The organism is Streptomyces sp. NPDC003035, from assembly GCF_042888285.1.
In the GTDB taxonomy this organism is placed as follows: domain Bacteria; phylum Actinomycetota; class Actinomycetes; order Streptomycetales; family Streptomycetaceae; genus Streptomyces.
Map to the genome: position 1 here is coordinate 978,396 of NZ_JBIAPJ010000001.1, position 23,930 is coordinate 1,002,325.

Here is a 23,930-nt window from a genome sequence, read left to right on the forward strand (position 1 = left end):
CAACAACAAACAGCCGTGGGGGTACGCCGGGCATACGGCGGCGGCTGCTGATGGTGTCCACCAACTACGCGCCGGAGCACGCCGGCATAGGCCCGTACGCCACCCAGATCGCCGAACACTGGGCGGCGAGCGGCCACGAGACCCACGTCCTCGCCGGCATGCCGCACTACCCTTCCTGGACCCTCGACCCGGCCTACGCCGGTGCCTGGCGGCGCACCGAGGAGCGCGCCGGGGTCGTCGTGCACCGAAGGCGCCACACCGTCCCGCCGCGCCAGACCGCCCTGAAGCGGGCGGCGTTCGAGGCGACCGTTCTCGCCCACGGGCTGCTCGCGCCCCCTTCCATGGCCCGGCCCGACGCCGTCCTCGCCCAGATGCCCAGCCTTGCGGGAGGCGTCATCGGCGCCCGCCTCGCCGCCCGTTGGCGGGTTCCCTACGTCCCCGTCGTCCAGGACCTGATGGGCGCCGCCGCCGCGCAGAGCGGGATCCGCGGCGGCGACCGGGCCGCCGCGCTCGCCGCCCGGGCCGAGACGTACGCCCTGCGCCGGGCCGCGCTCGTCGGCGTCATCCACGAGACCTTCGTCGACAAGGTCGCGGCCATGGGCGTCGACCGGGGCCGCATCCGGCTCGTCCCCAACTGGTCCCATGTGGCGAAGCCTTCGGCGGACCGCGCCGAGACCCGGCGGCGGCTCGGCTGGGGCGAGGGTGAGACCGTCGTCCTGCACTCCGGGAACATGGGCCTCAAGCAGGGCCTCGAGGTGCTCGTCGAGGCGGCCCGGCGCGACCCGAAGATCCGGATCGTGCTCCTCGGTGACGGCAACCAGCGCGCCCACCTGCGAGAGCTGGGCGCCGGAATCCCCAACCTGGACTTCATGGCGCCCGTCGGCGACGACGAGTTCCCCGACACCCTGGCCGCGGCGGACGTCCTCGCCGTCACCCAGCGGGCCTCCGTCCTCGACATGAGCGTGCCGTCCAAGCTGACCTCGTACTTCGCGGCCGGGCGCCCCGTCCTCGCCTCCGTGGCCGCCGAGGGCGGCACCGCCCTCGAAGTGCTGCGCTCCCGTGCCGGGTCGCTCGTACCGCCGGAGGACCCCGACGCACTCCTCGCGGAGATCCATAGACTCGTCGGCGATCCGGCGACCGCCGAAGAGCTCGGGGCCCAGGGGCCGCGCCACGTCGAGGCCCATCTGACCCGGGCGGCCGGACTGGCCCGGATCGACGCACTGATGGACGAGGCTCTGGGGGGGGCGAGGACGTGACACACACCAACGTCACCGCGGTGGAGGACGACGAACCGGAGCTGCTGCGCGACCAGTTCCGCCAGCTCCTGCGCTACCGCGCGATCATCGGCGCCGGCATCGGGATCGGCCTCCTCGGCGGTGTGTGGTTCGGCCTGTCCAACGCCGACACCTACGTCGCCACCAGCCAGGTCGTCCTCCGCGCCCCCGTCAACGACCCCTTCAACCCCAGCATCTCGCAGGACAAGACCCTCAACATGGGGTCCGAACGGCAGACCGCGCTCAGCAGCAGCGTCGTCGAGCAGGCCGCCAAGAAGCTCGGCTGGACCGGCACGATCGGAAAGCTGCAGAAGGACCTCCAGGTCACCAACCCGCCCCAGAGCCAGGTGCTCCAGTTCACCTACACCGCCGACTCGCCCAAGGCGGCGGCCGACCGGGCGAACGCGGTCACCCAGGCCTACCTCGACCTGCGCAAGAAGCAGTGGACCGATCTGCGGTCCACGATGCTCGAAGGGCAGCAGCGGCAGCTCGACGAGGTCGCCAAGAAGCACGACCAGAAGGCCAGGGAACTCGACCGGATGCCCGACGGGGCGGCCCGCGACGCCGAGTACGGCGTCAAGACCAACCTGCTCAACCGGATCAACGAACTCGACGCCCGGATCAGCCAGCTCAAGTCGCTCGACATGTCCCCGGGCACCGTCATCCGTACCGCCACCGCGCCGGGGTTCTCCGACGGCCCCGGGCTCCCCATGAGCCTCGGCCTCGGCGCCCTCGTCGGTGTGGCGCTCGGCCTGCTCGCCGCCTGGGTCCGGCTCGTCTTCGACCCCGCGCCGCGCTCCGCCGGCGACGTCGCCCGCGCCGTCCGCGCCCCCGTCCTCGGCACCCTCCCGCGCGGGGCCACCGACGTCCTGCTGGCCGACGACCAGACGGACGCCCGGGTCGCCGAGGAGTACCGCTCCGTCGCCTTCCGGCTCGCGTACGACCAGCGCTTCGCCGACCGCAGAAGGCTCCTCGTCGTCGCCCCGCGCGGCTCCAACGACGCCGCCGTGGCGGTCGCCTCCCACCTCGCCGCCTCCTTCGCCGAGACCGGCAAGGACGTCCTGCTCATCGAGGCCGACCTGCGCACCCCCACGCTCGCCGGACGCCTGCGCGCCCACGCGGCGGCCGCCCCCCGCTGGAGCAGTCCGGTGGAGGGCGAGGAGAACGGCTGGCCCGGCAGGCGTCAGCTCTCCGTCGACGCCGGCGAGTCCGGCTCCTTCGGTCTGGTGCCGGGCGAGCGCGTACGGAACGTGGCCAGGGCCCTGACCGCGCCCACGGTCTCCCGGCTGATCGCCGAGGCCGACTCGCCCAACGCGACCGTGGTCGTCCTCGCCCCGCCCGTCCTCAACTACGCGGACGCGCTCGCCCTCGTGGACCGCGTCGACGGCGTCCTCATCGTCTGCGACCCGCGCGGCGTCCACCGTACGGACCTCCAGCGCATCCGTGAACTCATCGCGGGCGCCGGCGGTACGGTCCTCGGCGCCGTCGTGCACACGCCGGGCAGGCAGCGCCGCGGCGCCAAGCAGCCGGCCGGCGGCCGGCGGGGCGGCCGCGGCAGACAGCCGATTCCCGAGCCCTCCGGGAGCGAGGAGTTCACCGCCGAGCCCGAGCAGGTGATCCTGGGCGACGGTTCCGACACCGTCACCCTGCGCTCGCTGCGCGCCGAGGACCTGCGGACCGGTGACCTCCGCACGGGCGACCGTTGAGACGTGCCGTGACCGTCGCCGCCTCGGTCCTCGACCAGGCGGCGTCGAGCCTCACCAACATCGCGGTCCTCGTGATCGCGGCGCGGGCGTCCAGCGCCGACGGCTTCGCCGCCTTCTCGATGGTCTACATCGCCTTCACCGTGCTGCTCGGCCTCAACGCGGCGTACGTCGGACAGAGCGTCGTCCTGGAGAAGGGCGAGGAGCACGAGGTCGGCGCGGCGGCTCGGTCCGCCGTGACCTTCACCGCCGCCGCCTCGACGGCCGCCGCGGTCCCGCTGCTCGCCGTCGGCGCCCTCATCGGCGGCCCCACCGGCGCCGCCCTGCTCGCCCTCGGCGCCGTCCTGCCGATCGTCCTCGTCCAGGACGGACTGCGCTACGCCTTCTCCGCACTGCGGCAGCCGCACCGGGCGCTGGCCGCCGACACCCTCCGGCTCCTCTGCGCCGTACCCGCGCTCCTGCTCCAGCCGCACGGCTCCTCCCCGGCCCGCCTCGTCCTCGTCTGGGGCCTCTCGGCCCTGCCCGCCGCCCTCCTCGGGCTCGCCCTGCTCCGGCCCTTCGTACGGAACCGGCCCGGCGATCCGCGCCGCTACCTGCGCAAGGACCACCTCGGGCGGCGCTTCGTCGTCGAGTTCGCCGTCGGCAACGGCTCCAGCCAGCTCGCCGTCCTCGGCCTCGGACTCCTCGCCAGCCCCCTGGCCGTCGGCGCGCTGCGCGGTGCCACGACCCTCTTCGGACCGCTCAACACGCTCTTCACCTCGGTCAATGCCTTCGGCCCACCCGTGCTCGCCAGGGCCGGCTCCCGACGCGCCACCGTACGGGCCGCCGCCGCCCTCGCCGCCGTCCTCTCCTTCGTGGCGCTCGGTTGGGCGGCTGCCCTGTACGCGCTCCCCGAGCGCCTGGGCCGTGAACTCCTGGGCGCCACCTGGGAGTCCGCCGCCGGCCTGCTGCCCGCCACCGGCACCCAGTACGCGGTGATGGCGGCGGGCACCTGCGCCCTGGTCACCCTGCGGGTCCTCAGCCCGCGCGCCACCCTCTCCGTCCAGGTGGTCTTCTCCCTGCTCTCGGTCGCCCTGATGCTCGCCGGGTACGCCCTCGCCGGCGCCCCCGGCGCCGCCTGGGGCCTGGCCGCCGGCTCCGCGCTGAAGGCCCTGGGGGCATGGACCCGCGTCGCGCGCACGCGCGTCCGGCCCGCCACGGAGGAGCAGGGCGGTCAGCGCAGTGCGGCGCCCTTGTCCTGACGCCAGGTGGTGACCAGGGCGACGCAGATCAGCGCGATGGCCACCCGGCCCGATGCCTGGAGCAGCGGGCCGCGCAGCAGGATGAAGGAGTAGCCCGCCACCAGCGGGACCACCAGGGAGATCAGACTGCCCGGTGGCGCCCTGCGGGTGCCCCGCCGGGCGAACCGCCCGTCCACGCGCGCGGCGGCATAGCCCATCCCCATCATCCCGGCGCCCATGCCCACGGCCCCGAAGTCGATCCACAGCTCGGCCCAGACGGGGGAGGAGAGATTGGTGTTCACCGTCCCCATCCACTGGCCGACCATCACGCCCGTGTCGCGCGGCTTGCCCGGCCACACCGAACGGGGCACCGCGAAGAGTACGGACCCCGCCAGCTGACGGCCGTAGCGGTGCCGGCTGCCCGAGTTCACCAGCGTGATGGTGTTGGCGAACATGCCGACCTGGTCGTAGTCCTTGAGCGCCAGCGGTTCCAGGACCGATGTCGTCTCGACCGGGCGGTAGTTCTTCTCGTCGTACCGGAAGCGGTCGGAGAACGGAAAGACGATCAGCGCCATCACCACCCCCAGACTCAGCGCCGACCGGTACATCGCCGCGCTCACCGGGAAGACCGTGAACAGCAGCGCGAACATCACCGTGAGGAACCAGTAGCGGGGGTTCGAGATCGGGTTGTTCACCACGCAGTTGAGCAGCACGAGCCCCAGGAACACGGCGATCACCATCGGGCGGCGCCGGGCCCGTCGCGAGGTCACCAGCCACCGGCAGTACACCAGGAGCGCGAAGAGCGCGGGGACCGTGCCGAAACCGCGCAGGAACGCCTGCCCGGCCTGCGAGTCGGCCTGCGAGACGCCCGCCTCCTCGATCCCGGCGATGATCTCCTGACGGCTGGAGAAGAACACCGCGGGCCCGCCGAGCTTGACCACGAACAGGCCGCTGCACGCGAAGGCGAGCAGCACCAGCAGATACAGCCTTCGCCGGTGCACCAGCGCCGGCCGCTCCTCACCCCGCCCGGAGCCTCCCGGACGGCCGCGGGCCAGCAGCGACCCCAGGTCGAACGCGGCGCAGCCCACCAGGACCAGGGCCACCGCCGTCGTCAGATCGGAGCGCGGGCCGACCACCGGCGTCGGCACCCGGCCGAGGACGGCCTGCGCGAGCGGCGCCACGCCCATCGCCATGTAGACGAAGAGCCAGAACGAGCCCTGGAGCAGCTTGCGCCGACGGGTGAGGATCATGGCCGAGAGCCGGGCCCCGGCGTACATGGTCAGCGCGATCTGGAGGTAGTACGCGGCGTCGTGCACCCCCGCGCCCGGCTGGATCGCGACCAGCAGCGGCAGGAACACCGTGAAGCCGAGCACCAGCGGGATCGACAGGGCCCGCGAGAGCAGCGTGCGCGGGGACACCGGCGGGGCGAGGAGCAGCGGCGCGGGCGCCGTGGGCCCGGGGCGCGGCTCCGCCGCCGCAGCGCGTACATCGGTCGTCATCCGGCCCCCTGGAATCCCCCGGCGTCCGGGCCCCCGGCCCCCACGGCGCCACCCCGGAACGTCACTTCGCGGCAGTCTACCGACGCCCCCCTGTCACCCCGGGGCAACCGTTAGTCTGAACGCTCGGCGCCTGGGGAGGCGCCGTTGGGGGTGGAACTCATGCGGAATCTCCCGGCCTTCACGCTGGCCGGTTACGACAAGGGCCGGGGCAAGCTCGTCCAGGCCCTCTGGTTCGCGGTGATGAACACGGTCTTCATGGCCTGGTTCTGCCCGGCCCGGCTGCGGGTCGCGCTGCTGCGGGCCTTCGGCGCGACCATAGGCGACGGCGTGCTCATACGGCACCGGGTCAGGATCCTGTGGCCGTGGAAGCTGACCGTCGGTGACCACACCTGGATCGGCGAGGGAGCCTGGCTGCTCAACCTGGAGCCCGTCACCCTCGGCGCGCACGTCTGCATCTCCCAGGAGGCGCTGCTGTGCACAGGCAGCCACGACCACCGGGCCGCCGACTTCCGCTACCGCAACGCCCCGATCACCGTCGAGGACGGCGCCTGGGTCGCGGCCCGCGCCACCGTCCTCGCCGGCGTCACCGTCGGCCGCCACGCGGTCGTCGCCGCCGGCACGACGCTGCACAAGGACCTGCCCGAGCTCACGCTCCACACGGCCGACGGCCGCCGCCCGGTCCCGGTGCCCGCATGAGCGGCCTGCGCGTTCTGCACGCGGTGACCCTGCACAGCCCCACCCACGCCTTCGGCGGACCGGTCAGAGTCGCGGTCAACCTCTGCCGCGGACTGGCCGAACGGGGCCACCGGCCCCGTCTGGTGGCCCTCGGGGACGGTTTCGACGGCCCCCTGCCCACGGAGGTCGAGGGCGTGCCCGCCCGCCTCTACCAGGCCCGCTCGATCCTCCCGCTCGGCTTCAGCGGCATCACCTCGCCCGCGCTGCTCGCGGGCACCGGCGCGCTGGTCCGGGACGCCGACGTGGTCCACGTCCACCTCGCCCGGGACCTGGTGACCCTGCCCGTGGCGCTGGCCGCGCTGCGGGCCGGCCGCCCGCTCGTCCTTCAGACGCACGGCATGGTCGATCCGAGCGGCAAGGCGCTCGCCCGGCTCCTGGACGCCGTCGCCGTGCGCCGCGTCCTGCGGGGCGCCTCCGCCGTCCTCCATCTGACCGGGCGCGAGCGCAGGGACCTGGACGCGGTCCTGGGCAGGGAACTGCCCCACGCGGTACGGCTCGTCAACGGCGTACCCGCGCAGGAACCGCGCCCGGCCCCGGCCGGCCCGCCCCGCATCCTCTACGCCGCCCGCCTGCAGTCCCGTAAACGGCCGACCGACTTCGTCGCGGCCGTCCCCGAGATCCTGCGCCACCACCCCGACGCCACGTTCGTCCTGGCCGGTCCGGACGAGGGCGAACGGGCCGCCGTCGACGCGCTCGTCGCCGAGCTGGGCGTCGGGGACCGGGTGGAGCGGCCGGGACCGCTGTCGGCCGCGCGGATGCTGGAGGAACTTCGCCGGGCCGCGGTGTACGTCCTGCCGTCGGTCGACGAGCCGTTCCCCATGTCCGTCCTGGAGTCGCTGTCGGTGGGCACGCCCGCCGTCGTCACCGCCTCCAACGGCCTCGCCCGCGACATCGAGGAGGCCGGCGCCGGGCGGGTGGTCGCGGACGCCGCGGGCCTCGCCCCGGCCGTCGTCGCGCTGCTCGACCGCCCCGCGAACGACAGCGCCTCCGTGGCGGCCCGCAAGCTGGCCACGGAGGCGTTCTCGATGGAGGCCGTCCTCGACACCCTGCTCGGGGTGTACGAGTCCGCCCGCGTAGGTCAGGCCGGCAGCCAGGCGTAACAGGACGAGGAGACGAACTCCGCCGTCCCCGCGGGGACAGCGGCCCGCACCGGCCCCTCGGCGCCCAGCGCCGGACCCGAGGCGAGCACCTTCCCGTCGCCGCCCAGCGCCCGCCAGGTGCACGACGGATCGGTGGTCAGCGCGCGGTACGTGCCCGGCTTCGGCCGCTTGGCCGTGCCGTCGGGGAAGCCGGTCCTCGCCGTCGCGAGCAGCGGCTTCCGCGCGGGACACAGATGGTTCACGGCGGCCTCGGCGTCCGGGATGTCCCCGGCGATGAGGGCGCCCACCGCCGCGTCCTTGTCGCGCTTGGCGGTGCGCTCCAGACGCTGGCAGGACTCCTCGCCCGTCTGGAGGACGGCGGCGGGGTCCGTCTTCTCGGGCACCCGCCCGCTCAGGTACTTCTTCTGCTGTGCGGTGAACGAGCCGGTGACGGGCTTGAGTTCGGCATCGGGCACGACGGGGCCCTTGCTCGCCGAGGGCGTGGGGCCGGTCGGCTCCACCTCGACCTGCCGGTCGGGCACGGCCGCCGAACGCGTGGGCGCGGCGGCCTCGGGCGCGCCGTCGGAGGTGTCGCTCCCCGAGGAACAGGCGGAGAGGGTGAGCAGAGCGGCGAGCACGGCCGCCACCGCTGCCGGGCGCCGGTGAAGAGGACGACGCATGAGGGAACTCCCGTGGTACGTCGGGTGCGGGGCCCGGCACGCCGGGCCCCGCACCCTGGGGTGGACGGTTCAGCGCACCGGCTACGGGGCGCCGAAGGTCAGCACCAGCTGCGGAGTGCCCTCCGCGGCCGATGCCTCGGACGACCAGAGCCACAGCGGGTCGGTTCCGGTGCTGGTCAGCGCGAGGCTGTACGAGCTGCCGAGCGCCGCCGAGACCGCCGAGGTGTTCAGCGAGGCCGAGTAGATCGCCGAGCCGTCCGTGGCGCCGCTGAGCGTCCCGATCGGGCCGGTACCGAGGGTCGGACGGTTGTTGTACGTCAGACCGTCCTCGGTCCACGCGCCGGTGACCGGCACGACGGACTGGCTGTCCACCGAACCCGCGCCGGTCGTCGTGCTCGTCTTCACCGCGAGCCGGGCGCTCTTGAGGACGGTTCCGGCCGGGGCGGCCGGCAGCGTGAACCGCAGGTACGACTCGTACGCAGACGTCCCGCGCACGGCCAGCGAGCTGGACGCGCCGTAGTTGGTGCCGGGGGCACCGGCGTTGGCGTACGTGTCCTCCGACGCGGTCACCGTGGTGACCGAGTCGGCCGGCGCGGAGGCCAGGCTGTGGTGCTTGGCGACCTGCGCGGCGGTGAGCGCCGTCGGGTAGACGGCGGCCTCGTCGAGCTGTCCGGCGAAGAAGGAGCTCGTCGGACGCAGCGGCCAGCCGGACAGGTTGTCCGCGCCGACGTGCCAGTAGCCCGCGTACTGCTGGTTGGTGGTGACCGAGTTGGACGCCAGCAGCTTGCCGTCGACGTACAGCTTCATGCCGTCCGGACCCTGGGTGCCCACCACGTGGTGCCAGGCGCCGTTGTTGTACGAGCCCAGCGAGGTGAGGGTCCTGGCCGAGCCGGTGTAGACGCCGAACACCACGTTGCCCGTGTTCGTCATGTAGAGGTGCTTGTCGTAGCTACCGCTGTTCCGCGTCGTGTTGTTGCCGAAGCCGATCAGCTTGCCACCGCGGGTCGTGGTGGTCTTGAACCACGTCTCGACGGTGAAGGCGCCGGGAACGTTCTGCCGCCGGTCGCTGTGGATCTGCTCGTCCGTCCCGTTGAGAGTGACGGCCGTGGAGGCGCCGGAGACGGCGGCCGGGGTCTGCCGCAGCGCGGGGGCGTTGATGTACAGACCGCTGTTGTCGCCGTTGGAGGAGTCGGCCGCGTACGGCGTGGTCGACTCGTCGAAGCGCCAGTACAGCCCGGCGCCGTCGGCGATCACCTGGGAGGCGTACGGCTCCGGAGAGCTCGGCACGGTCACCGTGGACGTGGCCGAGAGGGCGCTGGTGTTGCCGGCCGCGTCCGAGGCGGTCACCCGGTAGGTGTAGGTCTGGCCCGGGGTCACGTCGGTGTCCTTGACCGAGACCTGGGGACGCGACCAGTGCAGCGAGTCGCCCTGGACGGTCGCGATCGGCGTCGCGGCGCCGTTGCGGTAGACCTTGTACGTCAGCTTCGAGTCGTCCAGGTCCAGGCTGGAACGCCAGCGGACCTGCACCGCGTTCGGGCCGACGGCGGCGGCGCTCGCGACCGGGACGGTCGGCGCGCCGGTGTCGGGGCCGGAGGCGAAGCGGGTCAGACCCTGTGCCGGGGCGCCGTTGGTGGTCGTGAACTCGCCGCCCACCCAGAGGTACTTGGTCGTCCCGGTGCCCGAGATGGTGAAGGCACGCGGCCCGATGCCCTCGCCGATGCCGTCGTTGGTGTCCGGGAACCAGCCGAGCTTGCCGACGGACGTCGTCGGCTGGGCGAGCAGGTGGTAGCGGCGGCCGTCCGGGAACTCGCCGACGCTGGCGCAGTCGTGGGCGTGCGAGGCGCTGTACAACACGCCCTCGTAGGAGCGGACCGCCTGGGTGGCACCGAGGCAGGTGTCGCGCCAGCGCTGTCCGAAGTCGGACAGGTTCAGGGCGATGCGGCCGTCGAAGACGCCGCCGCCCGTGCCCTCGTTGCCGGTGTAGAAGCCCGTCGCGTCCGTCTCGATGTCCTTGACGACGGAGTTCTGCGGGATCCAGCCGTTCGGGTACGCCTTGGTCAGGGCGCCGGTCGTGGCGTTCACCACGGCCAGCGCGTGCGAGTCGGCGCCGTTCACGGTGAAGAAGTCGCCGCCGAGCAGCACGTTCTGTCCGTCCGGGGTCACCTCGATGGCCCGGCCCGGCTCGTCCGCGTGGGCGGTGAACGGCAGCAGGTCTCCCGCGGTGGTGACGGCGGCGAACCGCTGACGGTTCTGCCCCTCCACCGTGCCGAAGTCACCGGCCGCGTACACGGTGGTGTCCGTGACGGCGAGCGCCCGCACGGTGGCGGGGAAGCTCGGCGTGAAGGCCGCCTTGGGCGTGCAGGTGGCGATGTCGATCGCCGCGAGGCTGGAGACCGGGGTGCCGTTGACGGCACCGAAGTAACCGCCCGCGTACAGCGTCTTCTTGTCCGGCGAGACCACCAGGGCCCGGACGGTCGCCGTGCCGGTGCCGACGGTGAAGGAGAGATTGCAGGTGGTCGGCGCGCCCGTCGCCGCGTTCAGTGCCGCGAAGTTGACGGCCCCCCTCGGTGTGCCGGTGCCGCCTTCGGGCGGGCGCACCTCGGAGAAGGTGCCGCCCACGAAGACGGTGTCGTTCGCCTCGGCCAGCGCCCAGACGATGCCGTTGGTCTGCCAGGTCGGCAGATCGTCCGCGGTGAAGGCCACCGGCGGCGTCAGGGCCGCGGCCGTCGGGGCCAGAGCGCCCCCGGCTCCGGCCGCGACGGTCAGGACGAGGGCAGCGGTGAGCCCCCAGGATCTACGCATGTTCCCCCCAGGCGTGATAGCCCAGTAAATGTGGCGAGAAGTCGTGCAACTGCCATGTGATGAATGCGAACTGTACGACGAAGGGACAAGCCGAAAAGCCGATTTGTTCAAACCGGTACCTTCCGCGCCGCCGCGCCGTGCACGGACGGCCGCCCCGTCCGTCGTTCCCGGGGCGGCCGCACGGATGAAAGGCGCAGATCAGCGGTCGATACGCACCGTGGCGCCGGCCAACTGGTCCTCGACCATACGGACATCGGCGTCGACCATGATCCGGGCCAGCTCCTCCACCTCGACCGTGGGCTTCCAGCCAAGAAGATCGCGCGCCTTGCTCGCGTCGCCGATGAGGGCGTCCACCTCGCTGGGGCGCTCGTACTTGGGGTCGTAGCGGACGTACTCCGCCCAGTCGAGCCCGGCGTGCGAGAAGGCCGTCTCCAGGAACTGCCGTACGGTCGCCGGGACTCCGGTCGCCACCACGTAGTCGGTCGGCTCGTCGCGCTGGAGCATCCGCCACATCGCGTCGACGTACTCGGGGGCGTACCCCCAGTCGCGTACGGCGTCGAGGTTGCCCATGTAGAGCCGGTCCTGCAGTCCCGCCTTGATCCGGGCGACGGCCCGGGTCACCTTGCGGGTCACGAAGGTCTCGCCCCGGCGCGGCGACTCGTGGTTGAACAGGATCCCGTTCACGGCGAACATGTCGTACGCCTCGCGGTAGTTGACCGTCGTCCAGTAGGCGAAGACCTTGGCGGCACCGTACGGGCTGCGCGGGTGGAAGGGCGTCTGCTCGTTCTGCGGCGGCGGCGTGGCGCCGAACATCTCGGAGGAGGAGGCCTGGTAGATCCGCGTGTCGACCCCGCTCGCCCGGATCGCCTCCAGGAGCCGCAGGGCCCCGAGGCCCGTCACATCACCCGTGTACAGCGGTGCGTCGAAGGAGACCCGCACATGGGACTGGGCGCCGAGGTTGTAGACCTCGTCGGGGCGGATGTCACGGAGCAGGTTCACCAGCGCCACCCCGTCCGAGAGGTCGGCGTGGTGCAGCACGAACGAGCGGTTCGCCTGCTGCGGATCCTGGTAGACGTGATCGATCCGCTCCGTGTTGAAGCTGGACGAGCGACGGACGAGGCCGTGCACCGTGTAGCCCTTGGACAGCAGCAGTTCGGCCAGGTACGAGCCGTCCTGTCCCGTGACTCCGGTGATGAGTGCGGTCTTGCTCATGCGTGGTCCCCCTTCCGAACGGTCCGGCCCCCAGCCGGTCCGTAAATGACGGATATGAAGTGATTCAGTCAGTAAATCCGTATCTGCTGTACTGCGGTCCCTCTCGGCCTGGCATGATCCGGGCCATGACTCAATCGACGACCGTGCCGATGACCGTTCCGACGGATGCCCCGTCGGAAGCCCCGTCGTACCTGCCCGAGCGGGCCCGGATATTCGTCGCGGGCCACCGCGGCCTCGTCGGCTCCGCGATCGCCCGCAGGCTGACCGCGGACGGGCACGAAGTGATCACCCGGACCCGCGCCGAGCTCGATCTGCGCGACGCGGCGAGGACCGCGGCCTTCCTCGCCGAGACCTGCCCCGACGCCGTCGTGCTCGCCGCCGCGAAGGTGGGCGGCATCATGGCGAACAGCACCTACCCCGTGCAGTTCCTGGAGGAGAACCTCCAGATCCAGCTCGCGGTCGTCGCCGGTGCGCACGCCGCGGGTGTCGAGCGCCTGCTCTTCCTCGGCTCCTCCTGCATCTACCCGAGGCTCGCCCCCCAGCCGATCCGCGAGGACGCGCTCCTCACCGGCCCGCTGGAGCCCACCAACGAGGCCTACGCCCTGGCCAAGATCGCCGGGATCGTGCAGGTCCAGTCGTACCGGAAGCAGTACGGCGCCGCGTACGTCTCCGCGATGCCCACCAACCTCTACGGCCCCGGCGACAACTTCGACCTGGAGACCTCGCACGTCCTGCCGGCGCTGATCCGCCGCTTCCACGAAGCCCGTGAGGAGGGCCGCGAGGAGATCGTGCTCTGGGGCTCCGGAACCCCGCGCCGGGAGTTCCTGCACGTCGACGACCTGGCCGCCGCCTGCGCCGTCGTGCTGCGCCGCTACGACGGCGACGAGCCCGTCAACATCGGCTGCGGCGAGGATCTGACCATCCGCGAACTCGCCGAGACTGTCGCCGAGGTGACGGGGTACCAGGGCAGGATCGCCTGGGACACGAGCAAGCCCGACGGCACCCCGCGCAAGCTCCTCGACGTGTCCCGGCTGACCGGACTCGGCTGGAAGCCGGCCGTCGCGCTGTCCGACGGCATCGCCGCCACCTACGCCTGGTGGCGGGACCAGAACTGAGGTCATGAGGCCGGCCCGTCAGTACGCTCCGCGACCGTCGACGACGGCGCGGAACGTACGGGCCATGACATCGACATCGCTGGTGAAGGACCAGTTGTCGACATAGTGCAGATCGAGCTCCATCGTCTCGTCCCACGAGAGATCGGAACGGCCGCTGATCTGCCACAGTCCGGTCATCCCGGGGCGTACGGCGAGCCGGCGCAGCTCCACGTCCCCGTACAGGGCCACCTCCTCCGGCAGCGGCGGACGGGGCCCGACCAGGGACATCGAACCGAGCAACACATTGATCAGCTGCGGCAGTTCGTCCAGCGAGGTGCGGCGTAACAGCCTCCCCACCCGGGTCACCCGGGGATCGCGGCGCATCTTGAACATCAGCCCGTCGTGCTCGTTGGCCTGCGCCAGCTCCGCCTTGCGGGCATCGGCGTCGAGGAACATCGTGCGGAACTTCCACATCACGAACGGGACCCGCCCCTGCCCGATCCGCACCTGCTTGTAGAACACCGGCCCGGGCGAGGTGAGCCGTACCGCGGCGCCGATCACCAGGAAGAGCGGGGACAGGGCGAGCAGACCGAGGGCCGCTCCGGCGCGGTCCATGACGGACTTCAGGACCTGCTGCACACCGCCGCGCAGCGGCGGCGCGATCCGGAGCAGCGCCATGCCGGCCGCCGACGTGGTCTCCAGGCGCTTCACCGCGAACTCCACCAGCCCTGGAGCCAGGGCCAGTTCGGTGCCGGCGTCGTGCAGGCCCCAGGAGAGCCGCCGGAGCCGTTCGCCCGCCATCCGGGCGCAGGCCGCGACGAGGACGACATCGGCCTGCAGTTCACGGGCGGCGGCCAGGACGGGCGCGGTGTCCCCGTCGGCGGCCTCCGGCATCAGGACCCCGAGCCGGGTCGCGACCGGAGCGCCGGTGCGGACCGGCCCCTCGCCTATCGCGACGACGCCGACCACCACGTACGGGTGCTCGGTGCGTCCCGCGAGATGCTCGGCGACCTCGCCGGCCGCCACGGGTTCGCCGAGGACGAGCACCCGGGTGACCACCTGGGCCTCGCGGCGGGCCGCCACGAGGTGGCGCCACGTCAGTTTCGAGCAGGTCAGGGTGAGGATGGGGGCCGGAATCAGCGCCGCGAGACAGAGCAGCGCCGGGTGGTGCAGATCGGCGGCGGCGCGGAACACGGCGAGCACTCCCAGGAGGACCAGCCAGTCGTGCAGGACGGGCAGGCTGCCTCGCGACTCGCCGAGTTCCCGCCGGGCGTACCGTCTTCGGAGCGCGCGGACGCCGGCCCAGGACAGCGCGGCGACCAGGGCGCTGAGGTAGGCGTACGGCTGACGCTCGACGCCCAGGATCAGCGTGGCGGGAAGCCCCACGCCGAAGATGTCGACCGTCAGCGCGACGGCCCGGTACCAGCGCGCCTTGGCGCGTGGATGTGGTGGAGTCGCCGGCGAACCGGTTTGATTTCCGGCAGAGTTGGTCTCAGTTGTGCGGGCATGCCACATGTACCCCCCCGGCACGTGTCGACGTGCGCCACCCCCCTCATCGACCCCCTGATCGATGAACAAGCGTCGCAACGCCGGAACAGTACGACAAACACCCGCACCCCCGCTGCTGTTCACGCGAACGACCTCAGAACGTGACGGCCTGTTCAACTCGTGACATCGGGGTCGGCGGGGGCATGGCCGAGCGTGTGGTAGGGCCGCGTCGAGGGAGTCGGCGCACGTGAGGCCGTGGAGGGAGTCGGCGGGCGCGCGACCGAGAGGGACCCGGCAGCCGTGGGGAAGCAGGCCCGGTTGTGGCCGAAAGCACACGGTCCCATGCGACAAGTCGGCGCGCGTCGCGTGCTGTTGCCGGACGGCGCGCGCAATCCCACGGGCCCCGGGCCGTGATGCGGAACGGGACCCCGGCCGACGACCGCGCCGGTCACCGTACCGACCGCGGCGGAAGTGGTACGCGACGGGCGCTTCGCACCCCCTCCGCCACGCGCCCGAGGTGGTTGTTCCGCTGCCCGCGATCGGCTGTACTACAGCCAGCCCGCGCGACCGCGGAAGCTCCGACCGACCCTGAGGACAGCCATGGCGGACACGCCTTCAGCCCGGACCCATCGGGCCCCGGGCCACCGCCGACTGCTCCCCGGACTCGCGCTGGGCGTGCTGCTCCTCGGCGCCTGGGCCGGCATCGGCACGGCCGACGCGCTGCGCGCCGACGCCCCCGCGGAGCCGGCCACGGCGCCCCCGGCGGCGTACAGCACCGCCCTTCCCTTCGACCTGCCGTCGACCGGCGAACTGCGCCGCTCGGGCAAGCTCGTCTTCGCCCACTACTTCACCCCGTACCCGCTCTCCCTGGACAACGAGCCCGCGGACCGCGACTACTACAGCCGCAACTACCTGAACCCGGAGGGCGAGAAGGGCAAGCACCGCGCCTACGGAGGGCTGCTGCGCGACCGGCCGCTGCCCGCCGCGCCCGAGAGCGGGAACTGGGAACTGGCCCACCTGCGCCAGGAGATCCGTACCGCGCGGGACGCCGGGCTCGACGGCTTCACGCTCGACCTCCTCTCCGAGAGCGGACGCAACCGGGACCGCGCCGAACTCCTCCTGCGGGCCGCACGGGAGGAGGACCCCGGGTTCCGGATCCAGCTCATGCCCGACATGACCTCGCTCCGCACGACCCCCGCCTCCCTCGCCGACACGCTCGCGGAGCTGGCCCGCCACCCCGCGGCCCACCGCCTCCCCGACGGCCGTCTCGTCGTCTCCCCCTTCAAGGCGGAGGAGAAGGACCCCGACTGGTGGCGGACGATGATGCGCGAGCTGGAGTCCCGGCACGGCATCCGCACCGCGCTCGTCCCCCTCTTCCTCGACTTCACCGCGGACCACGAGCGGTACGCCGCCATCAGCCACGGCTTCTCCGAGTGGGGCGCCCGCAGCGCCAACCGGCAGAACGGGGCCGTCGCCGACGCCGAGCGGGCCCACCGGCTCGGCAAGATCTGGATGCAACCGGTCTCCGTCCAGGACGCCCGCCCCAACCAGGGCGTCTACGACGAGGCCGGCAACACCGAGACGCTGCGCGCGAGCTGGGGCGCCGCCCTCACCTCCGGCGCCGACTGGGTGCAGCTCACCACCTGGAACGACTACTCCGAAGGCACCCACTTCGCGCCCTCGCTGCACAACGGCTACGCCTACCTCGACCTCTCCTCGTACTACCTGACCCGCTTCAAGACCGGCGCCTGGCCGAGGATCGTCCGCGACACGCTCTATCTGACCTCACGCGTCCAGTTCGTCGACGACACCCCACCCGCCTCGCACCAGCCGAAGGTGATAGAGCCCCGCGACGGCACGGCCACGCCCCGGGACACCGTGGAGGTGCTCTCCTTCCTCACCGCCCCCGCCCAGGTGCGCACCACGACCGGGTCCGCCGACGGCGGCCACCGGGCACCGGCCGGGGTGCACGCCCACCTCCTGCCCCTGCGCACCGGGCACAGCTCCGCCACCGCCGTACGGGACGGGAAGACCACGACGACGGTCACGAGCCGCTATCCGGTGCGCCGGCCGGTCGACCGGCAGGACCTGCAGTACTACGCGGTGACGAGCGGCCGCAGCCAGCGCTGAGGCCGGGGGCTCGCGGGCGGGCCGTCGTTGTCGGTGGCGGGGCCTACGGTTCGGGCATGACGACGAACCGGGGGACCTTCGAGGCGGCCACGGGGGACGGGCCGCCCCTGCCGGAGGGCGAGGCGGAGCAGCGGTCCCGGGAGGTACGGGCGGCCTGGGAAGGGCTGCTCCAGATCAGGCGGCTGACCAACCGGCAGGGCGGTGAGCCCCAGGGGGTGCCCGCGGAGTGGGAGCGGAGACAGCCGGTCCGGGCGGTGGCCCTCGCCCTGGAGGCGGCGAGGACGAAGCCCTCGGCCACGGACGCCACGGGCGCCCGGGTAGCGACCGGCTACCGGGTCACGGCCGGCGAACGGCCCGGTACCGCCGTCGTGGAGTGGGTGGGGCCGCCCGGCGGCGGAGCCGCGCAGGAGGAGGAGTCCGCGCTCGCGGCCTGTGTTCCCCTCCTTGAGCGGTTCGGCTGGGAGGCGCTGCTGTACCGGGGGCCGCGCCGCAGACGGTTCCTGGAGGTCGAGCCGATGGGGCGCTGAAGGGCTCAGGCGACGGGAGCCTCAGGCGATGGAGGCGGAGACGATGGCGGAGAGCGCGATGTTGCAGGAGGCCGTCACCCAGACCGCCGGGTGCGGCTGGGGGTCGACGAGGGTGGCGCCCAGCTTGCCGGGCGTGACCAGGTCCACGACCAGGAAGGCCACGGCCATCATCACGAGGCCCAGCAGACCGAACGCGGCCGTGGAGGCGAGGCCCTTGCCGAAGTCGTCGTACGTCGTCCAGATCGAGGTGAAGACGATGCCCCCGATACCGAGCAGGGCGGAGCTGAGCAGGGTCGCGGCGTTGCGGTTGCGCTCCTCCCAGATCTGCCGGCCGAGCTTCCCCGGCGTCAGCAGGTCCACCAGGACGATGCCGAGGATCAGCAGCACCACGCCGAGTGCGCCGTAGGCGGTGGCCCGGCCGAGGCCGTTGACGATGTCGCTCATGGGTTGCCGGCTCCGAGAAGAGGGATCGTGAATGATCGCGGTCAAGGACCGGCAAAATGTAGCGCATACCTCGAGGACCCCGGCCGGGCGGCGTTGACGACTCCGAGGAAGACCTGCCGCCCACGGGCCGGCATCGCCGGGCCGGAGGCCGCCGCGACGGTCTGGGTGATCCCGCGGAACAGCCGGCCGATGCCGATCGACGAAACGCCGCGAAGCATGACCCGATCGGAGCAGCAACACCGAGGCGGGGGACCGCCCGGCGGTGAGAGTGGGAGGTGTCCGACCTTCGGCCCTGCCCCGGGAGACCTCAGATGACCACCCTGAACCGACGCGACCTCGGGCTTCTCGTGCTCCGGGTCGGAACCGGCGCCGTCCTCGCCGCGCACGGCACGCAGAAGCTCTTCGGCTGGTTCGGGGGCGGTGGGGTGGAGGGCACCGCCCACGCGATGGAGGCCATGGGCTTCTCACCGCCGCGCGAGAGCGCCGTCGCCGCCGGGCTCGGCGAGGCCGGTGGCGGCGCCCTCCTCGCCCTGGGCCTGGCCACCCCGGCCGCCGGCGCCGCCGCGGCCGGAGCCATGGCCGGCGCGGTCGCCGTCCACCTGCCCGCGGGCTTCTTCGCCCAGGCGGGCGGCTACGAGTACCCGGCCTTCCTCGGCTTCACCGCGGCCGCCGTCGGTGTCGCGGGCGCCGGCCGCTACTCCCTCGACCACGCCACCGGACACGTCCTCGACCGCCCCTTGGTCGTCGCCACGGCCTTCATCGCCAGCGCGCTGGCCGCGGCCGCCGTGGTCGGCCGTCGTGCCCAGGCCCGGAGCGACGCACCCGAGCCGTCCGAGTCCGACATCTAGCCCGCGTCGACGACGCGCGCCTCACGGCTGGACGAAATGCGGTGAACGTCCCGCCGGTTGACGACGGGCCCGCGCTGCTCGAACGGCCCGATGTCGTCCCCGTGCGCTCCCTGGAGGACCTCACGCGGGACACCGTCCCGCGCATCGCCGACATGGAGGCGTCCCTGCGCAGCCGCGAGCAGAACCTCTGGTTGCCGCTCCACCCCCGGCCCCGCGGCATGGTGCCCTGGGGCCGTACCGCCGTGGACGGCGTACTGCTGTGGGACACCGTACGCGCGCCGGTCACCGCTCACGCCGGCGTGCCCGGCATGGCCCGCGCGTCCAGACGGCGGGCCGCCGCCTCCACGGCCGCGGGCAGCGGTCGGCGCTCGCGCAGGGCCGCCGGGAGCCGCCTGACCATCTCGCGCAACGCGGTACGGGCCTCCGGGTCCCGCCGGGCCTTCCCCGCGAGCTCCCCGGTGTGCCGCAGGGCCACCGGCAGGGGGCGGCGCATCCACGACGTCAGCGCGGCGTTGCGGAGCTGGACGGCCGGCCGGCCCGGCCTCACCCCGCCGCTGGGGGAGTGGACGGCGGCCACGTCGGGGCAGTGGCACACCCCCCAGCCGTGGGCCGCCACATCGTAGGCGAGCAGCGTCTCCTCGCCGCCCAGGAACAGGATCGGGTGGTACCCGCCCGCCGCCAGGTACGCCTCCCGCCGCGCCACGGCGGCGCAGGCCAGGAACCCGAGGACCTGCGGCCCCGGGAGATCGGGAGCGAGGCCGAGAGGGGAGGCCGCCAGCATCTCGTTCAGCGGATCGGGTTCGCCCTCCGGGCCGACGTGGACGCGCGCGGCGATCAGCCCGAGCCGCTCGTGCCGGTCCAGGAGGTCCGCCGCGCGGCTCAGCGAGCCCGGCTCCCACCAGGAGTCGTCGTCGCTGAAGGCCACGTACGGAGTGCGGGCGCGGCGTACGCCCAGAGTGCGGCCGGGCGCTCCGAGGTTGCTGCCCGGAGTGAGCACGGTGACCCTCGGGTGGTGCGCGGCGACGGCTTCCGGGGTGCCGTCGGTCGACGCGTTGTCGACGACGATCAGCGGTGGGGCCTCGGGGAGCGCGGCCAGTCGGTCGAGCGAGTGCAACAGCTGTTCGCGCCGGTTGTGCGTGATCAGGACGACGGTGGTGCGGGCGTCGGCGCTCATGGACGGAGTCGGACCCGATCAGGAGAAGACGACGCAGGCGGCGGCCGGTACGTCCACGGCGCCGGCGCGGGACAGACGTCCGGTTCCCGGGTCCGCGTCGAACCACGTGAGGGTGCCGGACCACTCGTTGGCGACGTACACCCGGAGCCCCGACGCGTCCGTCACCAGATCGCGCGGCCAGCTGCCACCGCAGTCCACGACGTCCACGAGCTGCGGCTTCTCCACGTCGTCGGCGAGGTCGAACGTGAGGACGCGATCGCTCCCCCGCACAGCGGCCCTGAGGAAGCGTCCGTCGGGCGCGACCGACACGACCGAGGGATAGGCCCGTTCCCCCTCGGGAAGCCCGGTCGTGTCGATGGCGGTCTCGGAGAGCGCCTCCAGCCGGCCGGACGCCTCCTCCCAGCGGCAGACCGTCATCTGCGGCTCCAGCTCGTGGAGGACGTACACCACCTCGCCGTCCGGATGGAAGGCCAGGTGCCGCGGCCCGGACCCGGCGCGCAGCGGGGTCTCGGCGTGCACCCGCAGCGCACCGGTGGCCCGGTCGAGCGCGCAGACCCGTACCGAATCGGTCCCCAGGTCCACGCTCAGCACCCACCGTCCTCCGGGAGAGGGGAGCACCTGGTGCGCGTGGGGGCCGCTCTGGCGCTCCCGGTCCGGCCCCGAACCCTGGTGCGCAAGCACCACCGGGGGCCCCGCCGGGCTGCCGTCGGGACGCACCGGCAGGCTGCCGACGCCCCCCGAGCCGTAGTGGGCGGTCAGAAGCCGGTACCCGGCCAGGCAGAGGTACGCCGGGCCGGAACCGCCCACCTCGACCGCCGGCCCCAGCGGGGTCAACCCGTCGCCTTCCGGCCGCAGAGCCACCACCGCGCCCCGCTCCGTATCGCTCGCCGCGTAGAGGATCCCGGTGTCCGGGGCGAGCGCGAGAGAGGAGGGATTGGGGACGGTGCCCACCGTCGTGCGCGGGACCAGAGCCCCGTCGGCGTCCACGGCGGCGACGGTGATGCCGCCGCCGCCCCCCGTGGTGAACGAGCCGATGTACGCCCACCGGCCGGTGCTCCGGTCCGCCCCGTTCCCACGCTCCACGCCGCCCACAGGATGTCCTCTCGTCGATTCCGGATCCGCTCGGGGACAGATCCGCTCGGGGACGGAGAACGACCGGCCGGACCGCCGGGTCACCGTGGCTTACTCCGTTCGCCACGCGGCCCGACCCCGCCCCGCGCGCCCCTGCCCGGCGCCCCGCCGCCTCTCGAGATGCGTAAATCTCCCCATGGGGTGAACTGGAGGAGGAGTACGCATCCCACGAGAGGTGATTCATGGGCGACGGAAGCGAGGTCACCGTAGGAGTGCTGGGTTCCTACGGCGGACGGAACGTCGGCGACGAGGCGATCCTCACCGCCATGCTGGACCGCGTGCGGGCCGCGCGGCCGGACGTCGGCGTCACCGTGTTCTCCCGCAACCCCGACCACACTCGGGCCGCGCACCCGGACGTCGGGGTGGTCGGGTGGGAAGGCGTGAGCAGGGAGCGGATCGCCGAGCATCTGCGCCGGCTCGACGTCCTCGTACTCGGCGGCGGCGGCATCCTCTACAACACCGAGGCGCGCCGCTATCTGCGGCTGGCGCGCGCCGCCCAGAACTTCGGCGTTCCCGTCTTCACCTACGCCGTGGGCGCCGGCCCCCTCACCGACGAGGTCGACTGCGACTGGGTCCGCACGACCCTCGCCGGCGCGGCCGAGGTGACGGTCCGCGACGAGGAGTCGAAGCTGGTCCTGGAAGAGGCCGGCCTGGAGCGTCCCATCACGGTGACCGCCGACCCGGCGCTGCTCCTGCGCCCCGGCGACGGCGGGGAGGAACTCCTGCGCGCCGAGGCCGTACCGCGCGGCGTGCGGCTGGTGGGCATCAGCGTCCGCGAGCCGGGACGCGCGGCCGAGCACCTCGACGAGGGCGGCTACCACCAGCTCCTCGCGCACGTCGGCGACTTCCTCGTCAACCGGCTGGACGCCCATGTCGTCTTCATACCGATGGAACGCGACGACATCCGGCACGCCCACGCCGTGGCGTCCCACCTGGCCGACCCCGGAGCCTGCACGGTGCTGCGCGGCGCCTCCACCCCGCAGCAGGTCCTCGACATCGTCAAGCGGCTGGACCTGGCCATCGGCATGCGGCTGCACTTCCTGATCTTCGCGGCGCTCGCCGGGGTGCCCCTGCTGCCCCTGCCCTACGCCGGAAAGGTGTTCGACTTCGCCCAGCGGGTCGGCGCGCCCGCCCTGCGCGGAGTGGTCAGGGAGAACGTCGGACTGCTCCTGTCCGAAGTCGACCGCCTGTGGGACGAGCGGCCCGCCCGCCTCGCCGAGATGGCCGCTCGGACGGCGTCGATGCGGCAACAGGCCGACCTGACCGCGGAACGCTTCCTCGCCTACCTGGAGCAGATCGCTCCGCCGCCCGTGCTGCTGCCCACCACGCCGGCGCCGGTCTCCCCGGTCGGCTGAGCCGAGCCGCCGGCCCCCGCCCCGGCTCCCAGGAGAAGACGTGACCTACCTGCAACCGCCCCGTGTCCCCCGGAGCGTGGAGCTCCCGCCGCGCCAGGCCCTCCATGCCGGCTCCACCCAGGTACTGGTCGTCGGCGGCGGTCCCGCCGGCATCGGCGCGGCCATCGGCGCCGCGAACGCGGGCGCCGAGGTCACGCTCGTGGAGCGGTACGGGTTCCTCGGCGGCAACGCCACCGCGGCTCTCGTGATGCCGCTGATGAGTTTCCACAACGAGGTCAAGCAGGCCGTCGCCGGGGACGTGGCGCGGCTGCTGCCGCCCGACCACGGCGAGGGCGAACCCGTCGTCGGGGGCGTGCTGTGGGTCCTGCTCGACCAGCTGGTGCGCGCCGGGGCGGCGATCCGCCCCTCGGTCGAGACCGGCTACACGGTTCCCTTCGACGCGGAGCTGTTCAAACTGGTCGTCTACGACCTGCTGGAGACGCACGAGGTGCGCACCCTGCTGCACGCCTTCGCCTCCGGCGTCCTGCCGCTGCCCGACCGTGCCCGGGCCGTGTTCGAGACGAAGTCGGGACCGCTGGTCATGGACGCGGACGTGATCGTCGACTGCACCGGTGACGGTGACATCGCCGCCGCGGCCGGAGCGTCGTACGAGATCGGACGCCCCGAGGACGGCTGGACGCAGCCCATGACCCTGATGTTCCGCATGGTCGGCTTCGACCACGAGGAGTTCTCCGCGTACGCCCGGGCCCACCCGGACCAGTGGAAGGGCGTGCACGGCCTGTGGGACCTGGTCCGCGCCGCCACCGACGCCGGCGAACTGGACCTGCACCGCGAGGACATGCTCTTCTTCGCCACGCCGAACGCGGGCGAGGTCGCGGTCAACTCCACCCGTGTCACGGAAGTGCTCGGCACGAGCGTCTGGGACCTCACCCGCGCCGAGTTCGCCGCGCACCGCCAGATGGCCCAGATCGCCCGCTTCCTGCGCGGCCGTGTGCCCGGCTTCGCCGAGTCGTACGTCGTCCAGAGCGGCGTCCAGGTCGGCGTCCGCGAGACCCGGCGGATCCTGGGCGACTACCTGCTCACCGGCGAGGACGTCCTGACCGCCCGGACCTTCGACGACGCCGTGGCCCGCGGGGCCTACCCGGTGGACATCCACAATCCGAGTGGCCGTGGCACCACGCTGCGGCGCCTTCCGCGCGGCCAGTCCTACGACATTCCGCTGCGCTGCCTCTTCCCCCAGGGCCTGGACCGGATCCTGGTCGCGGGCCGCTGCATCTCGGGCGACCACGTGGCCCACTCCTCCTACCGCGTCATGCCGATCTCGATGGCCACCGGTCAGGCCGCCGGCGTCTGCGCGGCCCTCGCGTCGTCCCAGGGCATGCGCCCCCGGGACGTACCGGTCTCCGCGGTCCAGCGGGAACTCCGCGCACAGGGAGCCAGCCTCCGCTGAACGAGGCGGTGCGCCACGGCGTCCCCTCCGACCACCCCTCCGTCGCACGACCCTCCTGTGTCAGTGGCGCGTTGTAGCTTCGGGC

The 23,930-nt window shown here is 73.0% G+C and carries 20 protein-coding genes and 1 pseudogene; 11 read left to right on the forward strand and 10 right to left on the reverse strand.

Annotated features, from left to right (window positions below; genetic code table 11):
- The first annotated feature begins 50 nt into the window (after positions 1-50).
- The 3 genes from ACFYV5_RS04350 to ACFYV5_RS04360 are packed head-to-tail and all read left to right on the forward strand — an operon-like array spanning position 51 to position 4,218.
- Complete coding sequence (locus ACFYV5_RS04350) at positions 51-1,256, forward strand: glycosyltransferase family 4 protein (RefSeq protein ID WP_389165070.1); 1,206 nt, start codon at positions 51-53, stop codon at positions 1,254-1,256.
- Entirely contained in the window at positions 1,253-2,980 is a 1,728-nt protein-coding gene (locus ACFYV5_RS04355; RefSeq protein ID WP_389164160.1) for a lipopolysaccharide biosynthesis protein, read from the forward strand. Before ACFYV5_RS04350 ends, ACFYV5_RS04355 begins: the two co-directional genes overlap by 4 nt.
- Entirely contained in the window at positions 2,977-4,218 is a 1,242-nt protein-coding gene (locus tag ACFYV5_RS04360; protein ID WP_389164162.1) for a hypothetical protein, read from the forward strand. Before ACFYV5_RS04355 ends, ACFYV5_RS04360 begins: the two co-directional genes overlap by 4 nt.
- Here the strand turns inward: ACFYV5_RS04360 and ACFYV5_RS04365 are convergent.
- Positions 4,191-5,696 (reverse strand): hypothetical protein, encoded by a 1,506-nt coding sequence (locus ACFYV5_RS04365; protein WP_389164165.1) that lies wholly within the window; start codon positions 5,694-5,696, stop codon positions 4,191-4,193. The genes ACFYV5_RS04360 and ACFYV5_RS04365 overlap by 28 nt on opposite strands.
- A 159-nt stretch (positions 5,697-5,855) precedes the next feature.
- Here ACFYV5_RS04365 and ACFYV5_RS04370 point away from each other — a divergent pair, with 159 nt between their 5' ends.
- Positions 5,856-6,392 (forward strand): WcaF family extracellular polysaccharide biosynthesis acetyltransferase, encoded by a 537-nt coding sequence (locus ACFYV5_RS04370; RefSeq protein ID WP_389164169.1) that lies wholly within the window; start codon positions 5,856-5,858, stop codon positions 6,390-6,392.
- Positions 6,393-6,397: 5 nt separating this feature from the next.
- A complete protein-coding gene (locus ACFYV5_RS04375) occupies positions 6,398-7,531 on the forward strand; it encodes a glycosyltransferase (protein ID WP_389165072.1) in 1,134 nt (377 codons plus the stop codon).
- Here ACFYV5_RS04375 and ACFYV5_RS04380 read toward each other — a convergent pair.
- The 3 genes from ACFYV5_RS04380 to gmd form a co-directional block, all read right to left on the reverse strand.
- Complete coding sequence (locus ACFYV5_RS04380) at positions 7,510-8,190, reverse strand: hypothetical protein (RefSeq protein WP_355109926.1); 681 nt, start codon at positions 8,188-8,190, stop codon at positions 7,510-7,512. The genes ACFYV5_RS04375 and ACFYV5_RS04380 overlap by 22 nt on opposite strands.
- A gap of 81 nt (positions 8,191-8,271) precedes the next feature.
- On the reverse strand, positions 8,272-10,992 hold the full coding sequence (locus ACFYV5_RS04385; RefSeq protein WP_389164173.1) for a LamG-like jellyroll fold domain-containing protein: 2,721 nt from the start codon (positions 10,990-10,992) through the stop codon (positions 8,272-8,274).
- Between the two features lie 198 nt (positions 10,993-11,190).
- Positions 11,191-12,204: a GDP-mannose 4,6-dehydratase gene (gmd, locus tag ACFYV5_RS04390; protein ID WP_355109922.1), complete on the reverse strand. Its 1,014-nt coding sequence runs from the start codon at positions 12,202-12,204 to the stop codon at positions 11,191-11,193.
- 149 nt (positions 12,205-12,353) lie between these two features.
- On the opposite strand from gmd, the gene ACFYV5_RS04395 reads away from it, so the two are divergent.
- Entirely contained in the window at positions 12,354-13,319 is a 966-nt protein-coding gene (locus tag ACFYV5_RS04395) for a GDP-L-fucose synthase family protein (protein WP_389165074.1), read from the forward strand.
- An 18-nt stretch (positions 13,320-13,337) separates the two neighbouring features.
- On the opposite strand, the gene ACFYV5_RS04400 is transcribed toward ACFYV5_RS04395, so the two are convergent.
- Complete coding sequence (locus tag ACFYV5_RS04400) at positions 13,338-14,813, reverse strand: sugar transferase (RefSeq protein ID WP_389164178.1); 1,476 nt, start codon at positions 14,811-14,813, stop codon at positions 13,338-13,340.
- Positions 14,814-15,386: 573 nt separating this feature from the next.
- Here ACFYV5_RS04400 and ACFYV5_RS04405 point away from each other — a divergent pair.
- Both ACFYV5_RS04405 and ACFYV5_RS04410 read left to right on the forward strand, forming a co-directional pair.
- Positions 15,387-16,916, forward strand: a complete 1,530-nt coding sequence (locus ACFYV5_RS04405) for a glycoside hydrolase family 71 protein (RefSeq protein ID WP_389164181.1) — start codon at positions 15,387-15,389, stop codon at positions 16,914-16,916.
- A gap of 56 nt (positions 16,917-16,972) precedes the next feature.
- Positions 16,973-17,443, forward strand: coding sequence for a hypothetical protein (locus tag ACFYV5_RS04410; RefSeq protein ID WP_389164184.1), 471 nt, complete (start codon positions 16,973-16,975; stop codon positions 17,441-17,443).
- A gap of 21 nt (positions 17,444-17,464) precedes the next feature.
- Here ACFYV5_RS04410 and ACFYV5_RS04415 read toward each other — a convergent pair whose 3' ends face one another.
- The gene (locus ACFYV5_RS04415) at positions 17,465-17,887 is read right to left on the reverse strand and encodes a DUF350 domain-containing protein (protein WP_355109914.1); all 423 of its coding nucleotides are present in this window, start codon (positions 17,885-17,887) and stop codon (positions 17,465-17,467) included.
- Positions 17,888-17,982: 95 nt separating this feature from the next.
- Positions 17,983-18,084, reverse strand: a pseudogene (locus tag ACFYV5_RS04420) (HdeD family acid-resistance protein); the annotation flags it as partial.
- Between the two features lie 114 nt (positions 18,085-18,198).
- On the opposite strand from ACFYV5_RS04420, the gene ACFYV5_RS04425 reads away from it, so the two are divergent.
- Entirely contained in the window at positions 18,199-18,735 is a 537-nt protein-coding gene (locus ACFYV5_RS04425; protein ID WP_389164187.1) for a DoxX family membrane protein, read from the forward strand.
- Here the strand turns inward: ACFYV5_RS04425 and ACFYV5_RS04430 are convergent.
- The 3 genes from ACFYV5_RS04430 to ACFYV5_RS04440 all read right to left on the reverse strand — a co-directional run bounded on the left by ACFYV5_RS04430 (position 18,732) and on the right by ACFYV5_RS04440 (position 20,992).
- Positions 18,732-18,938: a hypothetical protein gene (locus ACFYV5_RS04430; RefSeq protein WP_389164190.1), complete on the reverse strand. Its 207-nt coding sequence runs from the start codon at positions 18,936-18,938 to the stop codon at positions 18,732-18,734. The genes ACFYV5_RS04425 and ACFYV5_RS04430 overlap by 4 nt on opposite strands.
- Before the next feature lie 86 nt (positions 18,939-19,024).
- Positions 19,025-19,909 (reverse strand): glycosyltransferase, encoded by an 885-nt coding sequence (locus tag ACFYV5_RS04435; protein WP_355109908.1) that lies wholly within the window; start codon positions 19,907-19,909, stop codon positions 19,025-19,027.
- A gap of 18 nt (positions 19,910-19,927) precedes the next feature.
- A complete protein-coding gene (locus tag ACFYV5_RS04440) occupies positions 19,928-20,992 on the reverse strand; it encodes a lactonase family protein (RefSeq protein ID WP_389164193.1) in 1,065 nt (354 codons plus the stop codon).
- Positions 20,993-21,222: 230 nt separating this feature from the next.
- On the opposite strand from ACFYV5_RS04440, the gene ACFYV5_RS04445 reads away from it, so the two are divergent.
- Entirely contained in the window at positions 21,223-22,395 is a 1,173-nt protein-coding gene (locus tag ACFYV5_RS04445) for a polysaccharide pyruvyl transferase family protein (protein WP_389164195.1), read from the forward strand.
- Between the two features lie 40 nt (positions 22,396-22,435).
- A complete protein-coding gene (locus tag ACFYV5_RS04450) occupies positions 22,436-23,845 on the forward strand; it encodes an FAD-dependent oxidoreductase (protein WP_389164197.1) in 1,410 nt (469 codons plus the stop codon).
- Positions 23,846-23,930: the final 85 nt, after the last annotated feature.